The sequence below is a fragment of the Kribbella polygonati genome (assembly GCF_050320105.1).
Taxonomy (GTDB): Bacteria; Actinomycetota; Actinomycetes; order Propionibacteriales; family Kribbellaceae; genus Kribbella.
In genome coordinates, this window is record NZ_CP190129.1 from 1087507 (window position 1) to 1101807 (window position 14301).

Here is a 14301-nt window from a genome sequence, read left to right on the forward strand (position 1 = left end):
ATGCCGTTGCGGCAGTCCGTCCGCCTGGGCGGATATCTGATGAAGCAGAAGCTCCGGCGCCGGGAGAAGTTCCCGATCCTGCTCGAGCTCGAGCCGCTGTACGCGTGCAACCTGAAGTGCGCGGGCTGCGGCAAGATCCAGCAGACGCACGACTGGCTGAAGCAGCGGATGCCCGTCGAGCAGGCGATCGCCGCCGTCGAGGAGTGCGGTGCGCCGATGGTGTCGATCGCCGGCGGCGAACCCCTGATGCACAAGGAGATCGACGAGATCGTCCGGCAGTTGCTCGCGCGGAACAAGATCGTGTTCCTGTGCACCAACGCCGTACTGCTGCCGAAACACCTGCACAAGTTCACGCCGCACAAGAACTTCGCGTGGATGGTGCACATCGACGGTCTCCGCGAACGGCACGACCAGTCGGTCTGCAAGGACGGCGTGTTCGACCAGGCCGTGGCCGCGATCAAGCAGGCGCAGGCTGCCGGGTTCCGGGTGATGACCAACACGACCTTCTTCGACACGGACAGCCCGCAGGACGTGATCGACGTACTCGACTACCTGAACGACGACCTGCACGTCGACAACATGCAGATCTCGCCGGGGTTCGCGTACGAGAAGGCGCCGGACCAGGAGCACTGGCTCGGGCCGGAGGAGACCCGGCAGCTGTTCCGGAAGGCGTTCGGCGACGGGCGCCGGAAGAAGTGGCGGCTGAACCACTCGCCGCTGTTCCTCGACTTCCTGGAGGGCAAGGTCGACTTCGACTGCACGGCGTGGGCGATCCCGCTGTACTCGCTCAAGGGCTGGCAGCGGCCGTGTTACCTGATGGACGACGGGTACGTCGCGACGTACCAGCAGCTGCTCGACGAGACCGACTGGTCGACGTACGGCCGCGGCCGGGACCCGCGGTGCGCGAACTGCATGGCGCACTGCGGGTACGAACCGACCGCGGTGGTCGCCACCCTCGGCTCGCTCCGGGAATCGCTGCGCGCGGCGGTCAGCTGACCCTGATCGGTGACAGGGGGCTGCTGTCGGGTCACGCCTTGTGTAGCGAGTAGCCTTGTCCGTTGGACTGGCGGACGGCGTGGGCGGGGACGGATGTTGATCGGGGAGCGGTACCGGCTGGGCGCGTCGCTGGGACGCGGCGGCATGGGCGAGGTGTTCCGGGCGACCGACGAGTTGCTCGGCCGCGAGGTCGCGGTCAAGGTGATGCTGCGGACCGGCGACGACACCGCGGCCGCCGAGCGGTTCCAGCGCGAGGCCCGGGCGGCGGCCCGGCTGAGCGACGCGCACATCGTCGCCGTGTACGACTTCGGCCAGTACGACGACAACTTCTACCTCGTGATGGAACTCGTCGAGGGCCGCACGGTCGCGGGCGAGATCGACGAGGACGGACCGGTCCCGTGGGACCGCGCGATCGACATCGTCGAACAGGCCGCGGCCGGACTCGCGGCGGCGCACGCGGAGAACGTCGTGCACCGCGACATCAAGCCGAGCAACCTGATGATCTCCGCCGAGGGCGTCGTGAAGGTCGCGGACTTCGGGATCGCGGCGCTGCCCGGCGCGGAGACCAGCGAGCTGACCATGACCGGGCAGATCATCGGCAGCCCGCTGTACCTGTCGCCGGAGCGCGCGCGGGGCCAGAAGGGCGGGCCGGAGTCGGACGTGTACGCGCTCGGCTGCGTGCTGTACCAGCTGCTCACCGGCCGGCCGCCGTTCATGGGCGATCACCCGACGGCGTTGCTGTACCAGCACGTCGACGCCGAACCGGTCCCACCGAGCCGCCTCCGCCCGGACCTCGGCGGTCCGTACGAGGGCCTGCTGCTGCGCATGCTCGCGAAGGATCCCGCCGACCGGCCGACCGCCGCGGAACTCACCTCCATCCGCAGGACGGCCGCCCGCTACCCCGCCCTCACCCAGCCGACCCAGTCTGTCCAAGGGACGCAACCGTTGAGCCCGACGGTCGCTCGACCGACGGCCGCGCCCACCCGCGAGCCCCGGAAGCCGCTGCTCATCGCGGCCGTCGCCGTACTCGTTCTGGGCGGCGCCGTCGCGACCGGCATCGTGCTGCACAACACCGCCGGCAAGAACCCGCCGACCGTCGACGTCGGCCCCCCGCCGAGCCCCACCGGCACACCGACGATCACGCCCACCACGGACCCGACCTCGTCCGACAGCGCCACCAACGCCACCCGCCGTACGACGAACACCCCGTCGTCGACCTCGTCCACCCCGAGCACGACCCCGTCGCAGACTCCGTCCACGCCGACGACCACCCCGACGACAACGCCCAGCTCGACCCCGACGAAGTCCACCCCGACCCCGACCCCCACGCCCACCAAGACGACCACCTCGACCACCCCGTCGACTACCCCGACCTCGACGCCCCCCAGCACCACCCCGCCTCCCACCACCTCGACGACCCCGCGCCCGTCGACCACCCCCACCCCGTAAGCGGCGTACCGCGCTTCCTTGACCCGTGCGGGTGCGGGCGGTCTACTCGAAGGGTCCGTCCCTGTCCCGGGAGGCCCGAATGAAGCGGTCCGGACGTGCGATGCGGCTGTCGGTCTTCGTCGGTGAGGCCGATCTGTGGCACCACCGGCCGCTGTACGGCGAGATCGTCCACCGCGCGCACAAGGCGGGCCTGGCGGGCGCCACCGTGCTGCGGGGCGTCGAGGGGTACGGCGCGACCTCGCACATCCACACGTCCCACCCGTTCCGGTTGAGCCAGGACGTACCGGTGCTGGTGATGATCGTCGACACCGAGCAGCGGATCCGCGACTTCCTCCCGCAACTCGACGGGTTGGTGACCGGCGGCCTGGTGGTCCTCGACGAGGTGGAGGCGATCCGGTACGCCGCCGAGCCGAGCCACCGCCGGGCCGGCTGAGACGGGCACCCCGTGACCGCTGACGACGACCCGTCCGTACGGCTCCGGGAGACCGGGACCGCCCTACGGCTGCAGATCTTCATCGGCGAGAACGACCGCTGGCACCGGCGCCCACTCCACCACGAAATCGTCCACCGCGCACACGAAGCAGGCCTGGCCGGCGCCACCGTACTGCATGGCATCGAGGGCTACGGCGCCGGCCTCCGGATCCACACCACCCGCCTGCTGAGCCTCACCGAGGACCTCCCCGTGCTCGTCATCATCGTCGACGAGCCCGACCGGATCCGCACCTTCCTCCCACAACTGGACGACCTCCTCACCGAGGCCCTGGTCCTCCTCGACCAAACAACAGTCATCCACCCCACCTGACAGCCCCCACCGGGGCAGGTGGATGTGAGTTGGTTGAGGTGGTGTCAACCGGAGGTGGCCGGTGCGCGTCTTGTTGGGGAGGTTCTGGTACCGGACAGGGGCGGGAGTCGATGTCGCACAGCATGCCCGCGGGGCACCGGCGGGGGCGGGTCGGACGGCGGGGGAGGCGCGCGCGGACGGCGGCGCAGGCGATCGGGCTGACGGTGGCCGGTGCGCTGGTCCCGGGGCTGGGGCTGGTGATCGGGGGACGGCGGAAGTTGGGAGCCGCCGTACTGGCGGTGAGCGCCGGACTACTGGCGATCGGCGTGTACGTCGGCCTCGCGCAGCGGGACTCGGTGATCGCGCTCGCGCTGTCCCCGACCGGTCTACTGGTGACAACCGCGGCCGTCGTCGTACTGGGCGCCGCATGGATCTGGATAGTCGTCAGCTCGCACAAGCTGCTCCGTCCGATCAGCATGTCGTACACAGGACGGCTGACAGGAGCCCTGGTCGTCGGCGTGCTGTGCTTCGCGATCGCCGTACCGACGACTGTCACCGCGCAGACCGTGATGGCGCAGCGGGACCTGATCGGGAGCGTGTTCAAGTCGCAGGGGAGTTCCCGGAGCGCGACCCGCCCGACCGTGAACGCGAAGGACCCCTGGGCGCACATCCCGCGGCTGAACATCCTGCTGCTCGGCGGTGACGACGGCCACGGCCGCACCGGGACCCGGACCGACACGGTGATGGTGGCGAGTATCGACACCAGGACCGGCAACACCGCGTTGATCTCGCTCAGCCGGAACTGGATGCGGATGCCCTTCCCGGCGAGTTCGCCGTTGCACGCGAAGTACCCGGACGGCTTCTGGGACCCGAGCCTCGGCAACGTAGAGCAACCGCAGTACTACCTCGACGCGATGTACGACACGATCCCCAAGAAGTACCCCGGGATCCTCGGCCAGACCGACAACGAGGGCGCCGACGTGGTGAAGCTCGCGGCCAGCGCGGCGCTCGGCCTGGACATCGAGTACTACATGCAGGTCAGCCTGGCCGGGTTCCAGCAGATCATCGACGCGCTCGGCGGGATCACTGTGAACATCAACTACCGGGTGCCGATCGGCGGCGAGTACGGCCTCGGCCCGGGTGCGAACAAGCCCAAGAAGCCGTCCGGCTACCTGCAGCCCGGGCCCAACCAGAAGCTGAACGGCCACGACGCGCTGTGGTTCGCCCGCGGCCGGTACGGGCTGAGCGACCCGTCCCGCCAGGAGCGGCAACGCTGTACGATCCACGCGCTCGTGAACAGCGCGGACCCCGCGACGCTGGTGACGAAGTACCAGCAGATCGCTGCCGCGGGCAAGGAGATGCTCCGCACCGACATCCCGCAGGAACTGCTGTCGGCGCTGGTCCAGCTCGGTCTCAAGGTGAAGAAGGCGAGCGTCAGCAACATCAACCTGAACCCTGACAAGAACTTCCCGAGCGGCAAGAACCCGAACTACGCCGGGATGCGCGAGATCATCGCCAAGGCCCTCAGCCCGCACCCGGCGACGCCGGCACCCCGAAAGATCACCACCCACAAAGCCAAGCCGGCCACGACCACCCCAGGCACCACCCCAGGCACCACCCCAGGCACCGCGCAGAACCTGAACGACGCCTGCGCCTACCACCCCACCACCGGCAGCTGACCCCGACCGTCCACCAGAAAGGCCGCGCCCATGCTCGACCTGCTCGGCATGCCCCGCGGCGAGGAGTGGCTCGTGCTGCTCGTCGTCGTCCTGCTGCTCTTCGGCCCGACCAAACTCCCTGGCCTGGTCCGCCAGCTCGCCCGGACCAAGAAGGTCTGGGACGAGGAGATCACCGGCCGCCGCAAGGCCCTGGACGAGCAGCCGGCCGAGGCGAAACAGGAGTCGGAGCAGCAGTAGGCCAACTCGTCGGCCGGCAGCACGGGCCGCCCGAACACCGCTTCGCCTGGCGCGGTCGTTAACGCACCACCACGCGCTCGACCCCGGGCGGCCGGTGAACGACGATCCGCGCCGGCTCCTCGACCCACGCCGTACTGTGCCTGACCTCCAGCGTCTCGCCGTACCGCCGGAACCGCAGCGTCATCGGCCCGAACAACGTCGGCATGCCGTCGAACACCGTCTCCTCATCCGCCGAGATCCACGCCCGCGGGCACAGCCGGAGCAGATGCAGCTCACCCGGCACGATCGCGTCGTCGATCACCGCGTGCCGCGCCGCCCAGACGATCAACGGCTGGACGCCGACCATCCCGTACATCCCGTGCCGGTGCTCCCCGGCGATGTACGTCTGCGGCGAGATCGCCCCGGTCATCAGCCCGTACATCCCTTCCAGGAAGTGCTCGCGATCGCCGAGTTCCCAACTGTGGAAGAGGTTCCAGCTGTAACACGGCTCGCCGCTGCTCTGCTCGTGGTCGAGCACGACGCGGTCCAGCGCGGTGTGGTGCGCCGGGTCGAAGTTCGCCGTGTTCGGCCCGACCCGGAAGAACTCGACGAACGACCGCATCAACGGATCGTCCGCCGGCAGCAGCCCCGCCCACACCGACATCAACGCGCCGCCGTCGAACAACTCCAGCTCCGGCCAGGCGCTCTCCGGCCCGTAGAACTTGCTCGGCAACACCGGCCACGTCGTACCGTCCGGAGCCGTCCACGTCGGCGCCTCCGCGGTCTGAAGCGCCTCGACGTACGCCGCCCGGAACCGCTCGCCGAGGTCCGCGAACTCGGCCGCGCGCGGATGCCCGATCCGCCGCAGCAGTTGCACCGCGCTCATCAGCCCGCGGTACGTCCACGCCTGGATCGACACCGACTGCTGCTCGACGCCGGTGTCGTTCGCCTTCGCCGGCGGCATCAGCCCGGGTATCGCCGGATGCTCGACGTACGCACACGACCGCGCGATGAAGTCACACGCCCGCACGATCGGCTCGGTCCACCGCTCCACGAACGCCTGGTCCCGGCTGAGCAGTGCGTGCCGGGCGACGGCTTCGAGGATCGCGCCGTGATCGCTCAGCCAGTCGAACGACTGCAGGCTCAGCGGCGTCGCGAAGAACCCCACGTTCGAGATCCCGTCGTACGCCGTCCCCGGCGGGCGCCGCACGCCCTGCGACGCGCGGTACAGCTCGAGGTGTGACGCGACCAGGTCGTGATGGCCGAGCAGGTCGAGGAACAGGTGGCTGACCATCGACGTCGGCGTACTCCACAGCACGTCGTACCCGAACGACCCGGTGAGGAACGTGTGCAGTCCGGTGTCCGGGCTCTTCTCCGCGATGATCTCGGCGAGCTGCACGCTGCGCCGGAAGAACGCGTCGACGTACTTCTCCGGCGTCCGGATCACCGCCGCCGTGCGCGGTGCCCAGTACGCCTCGGCCTCGGCCAGCGCGCCGTCGTACCCGAGCGCCAGCTCTTCGTCGACGGTGCCGGGCAGCATCGGCAGCAGCACGTCGACGTACGCCCCGACCCGGGCCTCGAGCACCATCTCCAGGTCGTAGACGCCCGGCGCCACCAGGTCGAGCGTGCCCGGGGCAACCAGCCGAACGTTGCCATCAGCATCGACCACCCGGTCGCCGCACTTCGACAGCGGACCGTCGAGCGGCGCGGCCGACGGCGTGACCTGCAGGGTGATCCACGCCTCCTGCTGCTCCGGCGGGTCGACGACGTGCGTCAGGAACACCTTGCTCAGCCGCAGCACGAACCGGAACTCGTCCGGCGGCCGTACGTCGTTCACCTGCTCGACGGCGAACCGAGTCCACGCGTAGACGGGCTCGAGCGCCGTCTCCACGTCCAGCCCGCCGGGCAGGTGCGCGAACGTCGACTGCCGCAGTACGACGCCCTCCTGCCGCCGGTGCTCGGTCCACAGCACGGGCGTCGCGGTGTCCTTCCGCCAGCCCTGGATCCCGACGCCGAAGTCGGTGCGATGCAGGTACTCCGGTGCGCTCGGCAGCGGGGGGATCCGGCCGCGGTCGGGCATCACCACGGTGACCTGGAAGTCCGGCCGCGGTACGGCGCGAGGTACGGCTTGAGCGTGGGGGAGTCACTGGGCGGCAGCGCCACCGCAGGCTGGCAGACGATCGTGCCGTTGTAGAACACGTCGAACCGGAACAGGTGCGACGGCCAGCCGACCGGTGTCCAGACCTGCCGCTGCGGCGCCCACCAGCTGAGCGCCTGTTCGGCATCCGGCTCCATGACACCATCTCCTTCCGGTATCCAGGAAAAGTCTTCGGGATACCGGAAGGAGATGCAAGGGGTGCCGGCTACTTCTTCCGGACGTCGATCGCCAGGCTGATGCTGAACGCGGCGATCACCAGCACGCCGCCGAGCAGCGTGAGGGCGGTGTCGTTCAGGGCGCCGGTGAGCATCACGACCACCAGGACGGCGAGCGTGCTGACGACCGCGACCGCGATCTTCCAGTCGTCGCCGATGATGAAGTCGTACCAGAACTGGCCGAAGGCCTTCAGATACTTCACTTCTGTACCTCCACGGGGACGACGGGGGTCGCGACGGCGGGCTTGCGCAGGACCGCGACGAACACCCGGCTGAGGATCAGCCAGGCGGCGATCAGGACCAGGATCATCAGGTCGTGTCCCGGCCAGCCGAGGCTCTCCCGGCCGCTGCGGAAGATGCCGATGCCCTCGACCGCCCAGTACGTCCCGAACGACGCGAGCAGCAGGCCGACGCCGTACTTGAGCAGGTTCTCGTTGATCATCGACAGCGGCCGCCGGAGCGCGATCGCGATCGCGAGGACGACGACCACGGCCGCCGCGGCGCCGGCGCTGGCGACCGGGATGTTGTTCGCGTTCAGGCCGAAGGTGAGGACGATGAACACGACCTCCATGCCCTCGAGGAACACGCCCTTGAACGAGACCATGAAGCCGAACAGGTCGATCCCGCCCTTGGACTCACCGGCCGCCTTGGCCGCCTCGACCTCCTCGCGGTAGATCGCGTCCTCGTCGTGGACGGCCTTCCGTCCGGACGATCTGAGGATCGCCTTGCGGAGCCACTGCAGGCCGAAGATCAGCAGCAGGCCGCCGATCGCGAGCTGCAGCGCCGACTCCGGCAGCCAGGTCGCCAGCGCGTAGCCGGCCGCGAGCGTGACCACTGCCAGTGCGGCCAGCGCCGCGAACGTACCGGCCATCGCCGACCGCCAGCCCCGGGTGTACCCCATCGCCATGACGATCGTGGTGGCCTCCACCATTTCCACGAAACACGCGACGAACGTCGCGATGATCAGTCCCCACGTTGCCGCGTCCATCTCTCACTTCCTCCGCTGCAGATGAAACATATGCTGCACGAAACGATAGTTACAGAGGTATGTGGTGTCAATCGGAACGAGGTGGTGTGAGGGTGCTCCGCCTTCGGGGGAGGTCCGTGCTGCGGGCAGGAGGTGGATTGCCCCCACCCGCCCAGTGGGGGTGCGGATGTGGTTGTGGAGGGGAGCGTGGTGTCCCGCCCCCGCCCCGGTGAGGTGGTGAGGGTGGAAGGTGGTTGCGTGGGCGGAAGTGGTTCGGGGGTTCTGCCTCGCCCGGGTTAGGGACAGGTTTGATGGAGGGCGCGCTCGGCATGCGGCACGCCGGAGTCTGGGGACGTTCCGAGCGGTAGCGCGACCAGTGTCAACGTAGGGACTCAGGACATGCTTGACGTGGGCCCTTCTGTAGAACGGCTCTCGTGGGCACGCGGGCTTGGATCAAGCCGCAACCGTCTACATATTCCCAATCGGATCGCGTGCTCGTAGCATCGCGACGGGGGAGAGAACATGTCTAGACCGAATTTGAAACTGGCTCTCGTTACGATTGCGGCTGGTCTCGGTGCGCTTCAGAGACTAACGCGGCTTCGTTCACTACTCGCAGCGGTTGGCCGCAACGTCCCAGGGCGCCAGATCGTCCTTCGTGTAAAGGCACTTGCAGGTTTGCTCGCGCCCCGACGCAGAAGGGTGTGGCTGCGTTGGCTGGAGTACCTGCTCCGCATCCCCATTGCTGCGATCTACTCGGCGGACAGTTGAGGTGAGTACGTTGCGGACAGGGAGAATGCGATTATCTGTTGTCGTCGCGATCGGAGTGCTCTGCTCGGCGTGCGGCAACGAGGTCCCGACGAGTCATTCGGCTGCGAAGGCGGCGGACTGCGTCATACTGGAACGTTTGAACGCTCCGGTCTACTCCCTCGCCTTCGACAAGGTGAAGGACGCGCTGTGGTTCCCGGTCATGGAAATCGGAGGCAAATCGAGCCTCCATCGCTATGATCTCGCGACTGGAAAAGACGTTCAATATCCGCTCCCGGACTCCGGCGACAATGGCCTTGTCACGACCACCGTTATCACCAGCGACGGCGCTGTATGGGTCAACCTGCCGTACGCTGTCGCTCGCTGGGATCCAATCCGAGAAACGATAACAACAACGTCGATCCCCGCAGCCGCCGAAGGTCAGCTTCCTGGGGCAGTTGACACGACCCAACCCCTGGCTGGCACCTGGATTTCAACCCTCATTGCGGACGGCGACGGGGTGCTGATCGGCCGTCTCAACGTTCCCTATCTCCAACGGGTGGCCAGCGACGGCACAACGTCGAGAGCCGTTGACTTGCCCAACGGGTACGAGGGTACCAAGAAGATCGCTCGAACGGGTAGCACGCTGATCGTGGCGCCAGGTTGGTTATCGGACGAGTCGGCAACAGACGTCCTAGCAATTGCGTCGAGCACAACAAAGCACACGGACGTTATCCCAATGAACGGTCTCTACGATCTTGGCGGGACCATCGCCGCGCTGACTGAGAAGGGTTTGGTAAAGGCCGACAGTGGCGAACCCCTGCCGTCGACGCTCGTACCGGATCCCTCCGCGGATGCCTTGTTGGCGCAGAACAGTGAAGCCGAGGTCGCGTACAGCCCGTCCAGGCACACGTTGGAACGTGCGGTGGGAACCGAGGTTGTGACCCTTCAGTTGAACAGTCGCACAGGACCTGCCGCTGGAGGAAATGGGACTGCAGATGTGAAAGCTTGGGAAGGCGTTACGGCGTTGGCACAAGCTGCTGATGCCACCGTGTTCGTCCTTCGCGCCAATGGGACCGAGCTGTGCGAATGGGCATCCGCCGAGTCAGATCAGAACTCGCCGAGACGGAGCCCGCCAGGCTGAGCAGTTGCGGCAGCGATGAAGGAATGCCGGTCTCTTCCGGGCCGGCGCGTCTACTGCAACGCGGTGGTGATGTTCAGCCCGAAGAGCATGGGGAGGACGGACGCGGGTCGATCGGCGGCTAGCGCGATCAGAGCGGCATTGCGGGAGGCCCGTGCGGAGATGCCGTACCGTCGCAGATGGGAAGAGACCACGGGCGGGCTGACGTGGCCCTTGATGCTTCGACCTGGAAACAGCCACCGGTCAGGGTCGGTGGATGAGATCAATCCGACGCAACTTCCCCTCACCGGGGAGGGTGGGCGGGAAACCGCCTCCGGCTCCCGTGAGCACATCTGCTCCCCGCAATCGTCTGGGTGGGCGGGCGGGGAAACCACCTCCCACACGTGCGCCCACCTTCCCCTCACCCTCTCGCCGGGGAGTGGTGGTGAGGGGTTAGGCCTCGCCTTCGGTGCGTTCGTAGACGTCGGCTTCGAATTCCTCGAGGAGGCGTTCGCAGTCGGCGACCTTGGTGCGGGCGAGGTCCTTGCCGTCGGCGCCCATCCAGTCGCGGCCCTCGACCTTGGCCAGCCAGCGGCGGAGCTTCTCCAGGTCCTGACGGATCTCCTCGGCCTCCTCGAACGTGTAGTTCTCCCGGAAGCGCTCGAACTCGATCTCCTTGACGAACTTCGTGTCGCACTCCTCGACGATCTCGGCGTACTCCTTGGCCGACTGGTCGCGGAACCCCTCGATGAACTGTTCCCGGACGTCGTCCTCGACGTCGTTGAGGGTGAGGAACACGCTCGACCCGCCGAGCTCGGTGACCCGCCCGCGGACCTTCTCCATCCCGGCCCGCAGCTCCTCGCGGTCGGGCAGTACGCAGACGGCCTGCTGGACGTAGAACCCACCGAGCCGCTTCAGCTCGCGCCACACCGCCACCCGGGCCCGCGACGAGTCGCTGGGCACCTTGTAGATCAGCAGCAGCCAGCTCTCCGGCTTCTTCGGGTTCGTACGTCGGGTCGCCATCTGGACAGCCTACCTACGACAGACCGGTTCCCACCGCGAGGCCGATCGCGAAGGTGACCGCCGCGGACAGCCCGCCGAGCAGCAACTGGCGGCCGCCGCCGTACCAGAACGGGCGGGCGGTGATCTTACCGACGATGCCGCCGGTGACCACCAGGCCGAGCGCGCTCAGCAGCAGTGCGGGCAGGAGGCTGCCGACGCCGAAGACGAACGGGATCAGCGGGATCAACGCGCCGACCGCGAACGCTGCGAACGACGACCCGGCCGCGACCCACGGCGACGGCAGGTCGTTGGGGTCGACGCCGAGCTCCTCGCGGACGTGCACGTCGAGCGCGACCTCCGGGTTCGAGGTCAGCTCGCGGGCCACCTCGGCTGCCAGTTCGGGCCGCAGGCCCTTGGCCTCGTACATCAGCGCGAGCTCGCGCTCCTCCTCGACCGGGTGGATCTCGAGTTCGCGTTTCTCGACGGCGATCTCGGCCTGCATCAGCTCGGCCTGGGACGACACCGAGGTGAACTCGCCGGACGCCATCGAGCAGGCGCCGGCCACCAGCCCGGCCAGGCCGGTCATCAGCACGACCTTGCCGGTCGCGCCGCCGCCGACGACCCCGGCGACGAGCGCGAAGTTCGACACCAGGCCGTCCATCACGCCGAACGTGGCGGGCCGCAGCCAGCCGCCGGTGACGTCACGGTGCGAGTGGTGGATCTCGGGGGACTGCTCCGCGAGTTCCGCGGTCATAAGGGACATCCTTCCGGACTGAGGTGAGCCTTGCCGAACTGAGGTTTGCGTAACCTCAGTTAATCTGCATCACCTGTTACAACAGTCTATTCGTTACCGAAATCATCGGCAAGAAAGCTCACCTGACCGGCCACCAGCGTGGCCAGGACCGGCAGTGCGCGGAGGTCGGCGTTCGACAATGTCGCGGGGTCCGAAGGGACCAGGACGAGATCGGCGGGGTCACCAACGGTCAGCTGGTGCCGGCCGCCCGCGGCGGCCTTCAGCGCGGCCGGCAGCGGGATCGCCTGCTCGACGTGCCACGGCGGCCGCTCGTCGTCGGTGCGGTGTACGGCGTCCGCGATCGCGTGCCACGGATCGGGCTCGGCCACCGGGGCGTCGGACCCGAGTTCGAGCCGCGCCCCGGCCCGGAGCAGCGATCCGTACGGGAACGCCGTCCGGTCCGGCCAGTGCCGGTCGGCGACGTCGCGGTCGCTCATCGCGTGCTGCGGCTGGATCGACGTGATCAGGCCCGGGCGGGCGAACCGGGTCGCGTCCACGGGCCTGATCAGCTGGGCGTGCTCGATCCGGCCGCGGCAGCCGACCCGGTCGAACGCGTTCAGCGCGATCGTGTTCGCGTGGTCGCCGATCGCGTGCACGGCCGGGTCGAGTCCGTTGCCGGCGGCAAGCGTCATCAGCGTGACCAGTTCGTCCTCGTCGATCAGCAACAGCCCGTGCTGCTCGCCGGCCTCGGCCTGCGGGTACGGGTCGTGGCAGTACGCCGTCCGCGTGTTCAGCGAGCCGTCCGCGACCAGCTTGAACGGCCCGACCTCGATCAGGCCGTGACCACCCGGTACGGCGTGACCGGTGCGGAGGCCGAGATCGATCGCCTCGTCCAGCCAGGGCCGCCAGATCGACGTCTTCACCCGGAGCGGCACCGGCCCTTGGCCGGAACGGCGTACCCAGTCGGCGCGGTTGTCGGCGTACTCGAAGTCGATGATCGAGGTGATGCCGCGGCGGGCGGCGGCGCGGGTTGCCTCGAGCACCCATCGGTCGACGAGTTCGCGCGGTACGTCGCGGGACAGCTCGTAGTTCACCTGGATGCAGTCCTGCTCCCGCAGTACGCCGGTCTCGTCCTCGCGCCCGAGGTGCCGCAGCAGCGCCGGGCTGAGCCAGATCGCGTGCAGGTCCTGGCTGATCACCGCGACCCGTACGCCGGGCAGCGCCGCCTCGAGCAGGTCCTTGTGCGGCGCGGACGTCCACAGGCCGTCGCGGAACCCGTGCGCCATCACGACATCGCCCGCTGCCAACGGCGGGCGGTCCCGTACGGCGGCGGCCACGAGCTCGACGGCCTCGGTCGCGGACCGCGCGCGCTGGACATCGATCCGGCGCCGGCGCTCGGCCCACTGCGCGGTGTGCACGTGGCCGTCGATCAGCCCGGGCAGCAGCGTCGCGCCGCGGTGGTACAGCACCTCGTCGCCGGTCTCCGGGACGACCTCGCCGATCGCGGCCAGCCGATCGCCGACGATCCGGACGTCGACGACCGGACCGCCGCTGCCCAGCCGGACCTGCCGCAGCACGACCGCCTCGGCAGTCTGAATCGGCGCGGTCATCGGCCGACCCCGTACGAGCGCATGGTCGCGGCCAGTTCCGGATTCCCGTGCACCTGATCCGCGTCGAGCCCGGCCAGTACGCCGGCCTGGTCGGCGGCGGGTTTGTCCTGGCTCAGCTTGGCTTTGGCGACGACGCGGGACGGCACCAGCCGGAACCCGGTGGTGTGTAGGGCGAGCTGCTGGGCGTACGCCGCCACCTGGTCGAGCCGGAACGGATGCGGTCTCGCCTGCTCGTAGTGGTCGACGGTCCGGCCGAGTACGTCGTACGTCTCGTCGGCGGTGAGCAGTTCGGGCCGGCCGTGCAGGTGACAGACGACGAAGTTCCAGGTCGGGACGTACGGGCCGCCGACGTACCAGTCCGGGGTGATGTAGCCGTGCGGGCCCTGGACGATGACGACGACGTCGTGCTGTCCGAGTTCGTGGCTGTCGGCGTCGGTGCGGGCGAGGTGGCCGACGATCGACCGGTCCGGCTCGACGAGGATCGGGGCGTGCGAGACAACGAGCCCGGTCGGCAGGTGGCTGACCAGGGTGACCCAGGAGTGACGGGTGACGAGGTCCTGGAGGCGGGCGGGGTCGGTGAGGGCGTAAGCGGGGTTCTCCAGCATGCGAGAACCGTAGATTTCCGGTACCG

General features: G+C 68.6%; 15 protein-coding genes. 7 read left to right on the forward strand and 8 right to left on the reverse strand.

The genetic code is table 11. From position 1 onward, the window contains the following. The 6 genes from hpnH (at position 1) to ACQHIV_RS05175 (ending at position 5142) form a co-directional block, all read left to right on the forward strand. A complete protein-coding gene (gene hpnH / locus ACQHIV_RS05150; protein ID WP_427896407.1) occupies positions 1–996 on the forward strand; it encodes an adenosyl-hopene transferase HpnH in 996 nt (331 codons plus the stop codon). A gap of 93 nt (positions 997–1089) precedes the next feature. Continuing rightward, positions 1090–2445, forward strand: coding sequence for a protein kinase domain-containing protein (locus ACQHIV_RS05155; protein ID WP_427892174.1), 1356 nt, complete (start codon positions 1090–1092; stop codon positions 2443–2445). Between the two features lie 79 nt (positions 2446–2524). Then, the gene (locus ACQHIV_RS05160) at positions 2525–2878 is read left to right on the forward strand and encodes a DUF190 domain-containing protein (RefSeq protein ID WP_427892176.1); all 354 of its coding nucleotides are present in this window, start codon (positions 2525–2527) and stop codon (positions 2876–2878) included. 12 nt (positions 2879–2890) lie between these two features. Next, positions 2891–3247 (forward strand): DUF190 domain-containing protein, encoded by a 357-nt coding sequence (locus ACQHIV_RS05165; RefSeq protein WP_427892178.1) that lies wholly within the window; start codon positions 2891–2893, stop codon positions 3245–3247. A gap of 122 nt (positions 3248–3369) precedes the next feature. After that, positions 3370–4905, forward strand: coding sequence for an LCP family protein (locus tag ACQHIV_RS05170; RefSeq protein ID WP_427892179.1), 1536 nt, complete (start codon positions 3370–3372; stop codon positions 4903–4905). 30 nt (positions 4906–4935) lie between these two features. Next, the gene (locus ACQHIV_RS05175; RefSeq protein WP_427892181.1) at positions 4936–5142 is read left to right on the forward strand and encodes a twin-arginine translocase TatA/TatE family subunit; all 207 of its coding nucleotides are present in this window, start codon (positions 4936–4938) and stop codon (positions 5140–5142) included. A 58-nt stretch (positions 5143–5200) separates the two neighbouring features. Here the strand turns inward: ACQHIV_RS05175 and ACQHIV_RS05180 are convergent, their stop codons facing one another. From ACQHIV_RS05180 to ACQHIV_RS05195, 4 genes are all read right to left on the reverse strand, one after another. Beyond that, a complete protein-coding gene (locus ACQHIV_RS05180; protein WP_427892183.1) occupies positions 5201–7204 on the reverse strand; it encodes a hypothetical protein in 2004 nt (667 codons plus the stop codon). After that, complete coding sequence (locus ACQHIV_RS05185; protein WP_427892185.1) at positions 7201–7416, reverse strand: hypothetical protein; 216 nt, start codon at positions 7414–7416, stop codon at positions 7201–7203. The genes ACQHIV_RS05180 and ACQHIV_RS05185 overlap by 4 nt, the downstream gene beginning before the upstream one ends. A gap of 68 nt (positions 7417–7484) precedes the next feature. Then, complete coding sequence (locus ACQHIV_RS05190) at positions 7485–7697, reverse strand: hypothetical protein (RefSeq protein ID WP_380200023.1); 213 nt, start codon at positions 7695–7697, stop codon at positions 7485–7487. Then, on the reverse strand, positions 7694–8482 hold the full coding sequence (locus tag ACQHIV_RS05195; RefSeq protein ID WP_427892187.1) for a COG4280 domain-containing protein: 789 nt from the start codon (positions 8480–8482) through the stop codon (positions 7694–7696). The genes ACQHIV_RS05190 and ACQHIV_RS05195 overlap by 4 nt, the downstream gene beginning before the upstream one ends. Positions 8483–9365: 883 nt before the next feature. Between ACQHIV_RS05195 and ACQHIV_RS05200 the strand changes: the two genes are divergently transcribed. Beyond that, positions 9366–10349 carry a hypothetical protein gene (locus tag ACQHIV_RS05200; RefSeq protein WP_427892189.1) on the forward strand — a complete coding sequence of 328 codons (984 nt, stop codon included), beginning with the start codon at positions 9366–9368 and terminating at the stop codon, positions 10347–10349. A 429-nt stretch (positions 10350–10778) separates the two neighbouring features. On the opposite strand, the gene ACQHIV_RS05205 is transcribed toward ACQHIV_RS05200, so the two are convergent. From ACQHIV_RS05205 to ACQHIV_RS05220, 4 genes are all read right to left on the reverse strand, one after another. After that, entirely contained in the window at positions 10779–11348 is a 570-nt protein-coding gene (locus ACQHIV_RS05205; protein WP_427892191.1) for a Chromate resistance protein ChrB, read from the reverse strand. Positions 11349–11361: 13 nt separating this feature from the next. Beyond that, positions 11362–12081 carry a VIT1/CCC1 transporter family protein gene (locus ACQHIV_RS05210; protein ID WP_427892193.1) on the reverse strand — a complete coding sequence of 240 codons (720 nt, stop codon included), beginning with the start codon at positions 12079–12081 and terminating at the stop codon, positions 11362–11364. A gap of 86 nt (positions 12082–12167) precedes the next feature. Then, positions 12168–13670: an amidohydrolase gene (locus tag ACQHIV_RS05215; RefSeq protein ID WP_427892195.1), complete on the reverse strand. Its 1503-nt coding sequence runs from the start codon at positions 13668–13670 to the stop codon at positions 12168–12170. Beyond that, on the reverse strand, positions 13667–14275 hold the full coding sequence (locus ACQHIV_RS05220; protein ID WP_427892197.1) for an FMN-binding negative transcriptional regulator: 609 nt from the start codon (positions 14273–14275) through the stop codon (positions 13667–13669). The genes ACQHIV_RS05215 and ACQHIV_RS05220 overlap by 4 nt, the downstream gene beginning before the upstream one ends. Positions 14276–14301: the final 26 nt, after the last annotated feature.

Coding starts and splice junctions, on each gene's coding strand:
- hpnH (WP_427896407.1), top strand. CDS start 1: ATGCCGTTGCGGCAGTCCGTCCGCCTGGGCGGATATCTGATGAAGCAG.
- ACQHIV_RS05155 (WP_427892174.1), top strand. CDS start 1,090: ATGTTGATCGGGGAGCGGTACCGGCTGGGCGCGTCGCTGGGACGCGGC.
- ACQHIV_RS05160 (WP_427892176.1), top strand. CDS start 2,525: ATGAAGCGGTCCGGACGTGCGATGCGGCTGTCGGTCTTCGTCGGTGAG.
- ACQHIV_RS05170 (WP_427892179.1), top strand. CDS start 3,370: ATGCCCGCGGGGCACCGGCGGGGGCGGGTCGGACGGCGGGGGAGGCGC.
- ACQHIV_RS05175 (WP_427892181.1), top strand. CDS start 4,936: ATGCTCGACCTGCTCGGCATGCCCCGCGGCGAGGAGTGGCTCGTGCTG.
- ACQHIV_RS05185 (WP_427892185.1), bottom strand. CDS start 7,416: ATGGAGCCGGATGCCGAACAGGCGCTCAGCTGGTGGGCGCCGCAGCGG.
- ACQHIV_RS05195 (WP_427892187.1), bottom strand. CDS start 8,482: ATGGACGCGGCAACGTGGGGACTGATCATCGCGACGTTCGTCGCGTGT.
- ACQHIV_RS05205 (WP_427892191.1), bottom strand. CDS start 11,348: ATGGCGACCCGACGTACGAACCCGAAGAAGCCGGAGAGCTGGCTGCTG.
- ACQHIV_RS05210 (WP_427892193.1), bottom strand. CDS start 12,081: ATGACCGCGGAACTCGCGGAGCAGTCCCCCGAGATCCACCACTCGCAC.
- ACQHIV_RS05215 (WP_427892195.1), bottom strand. CDS start 13,670: ATGACCGCGCCGATTCAGACTGCCGAGGCGGTCGTGCTGCGGCAGGTC.
- ACQHIV_RS05220 (WP_427892197.1), bottom strand. CDS start 14,275: ATGCTGGAGAACCCCGCTTACGCCCTCACCGACCCCGCCCGCCTCCAG.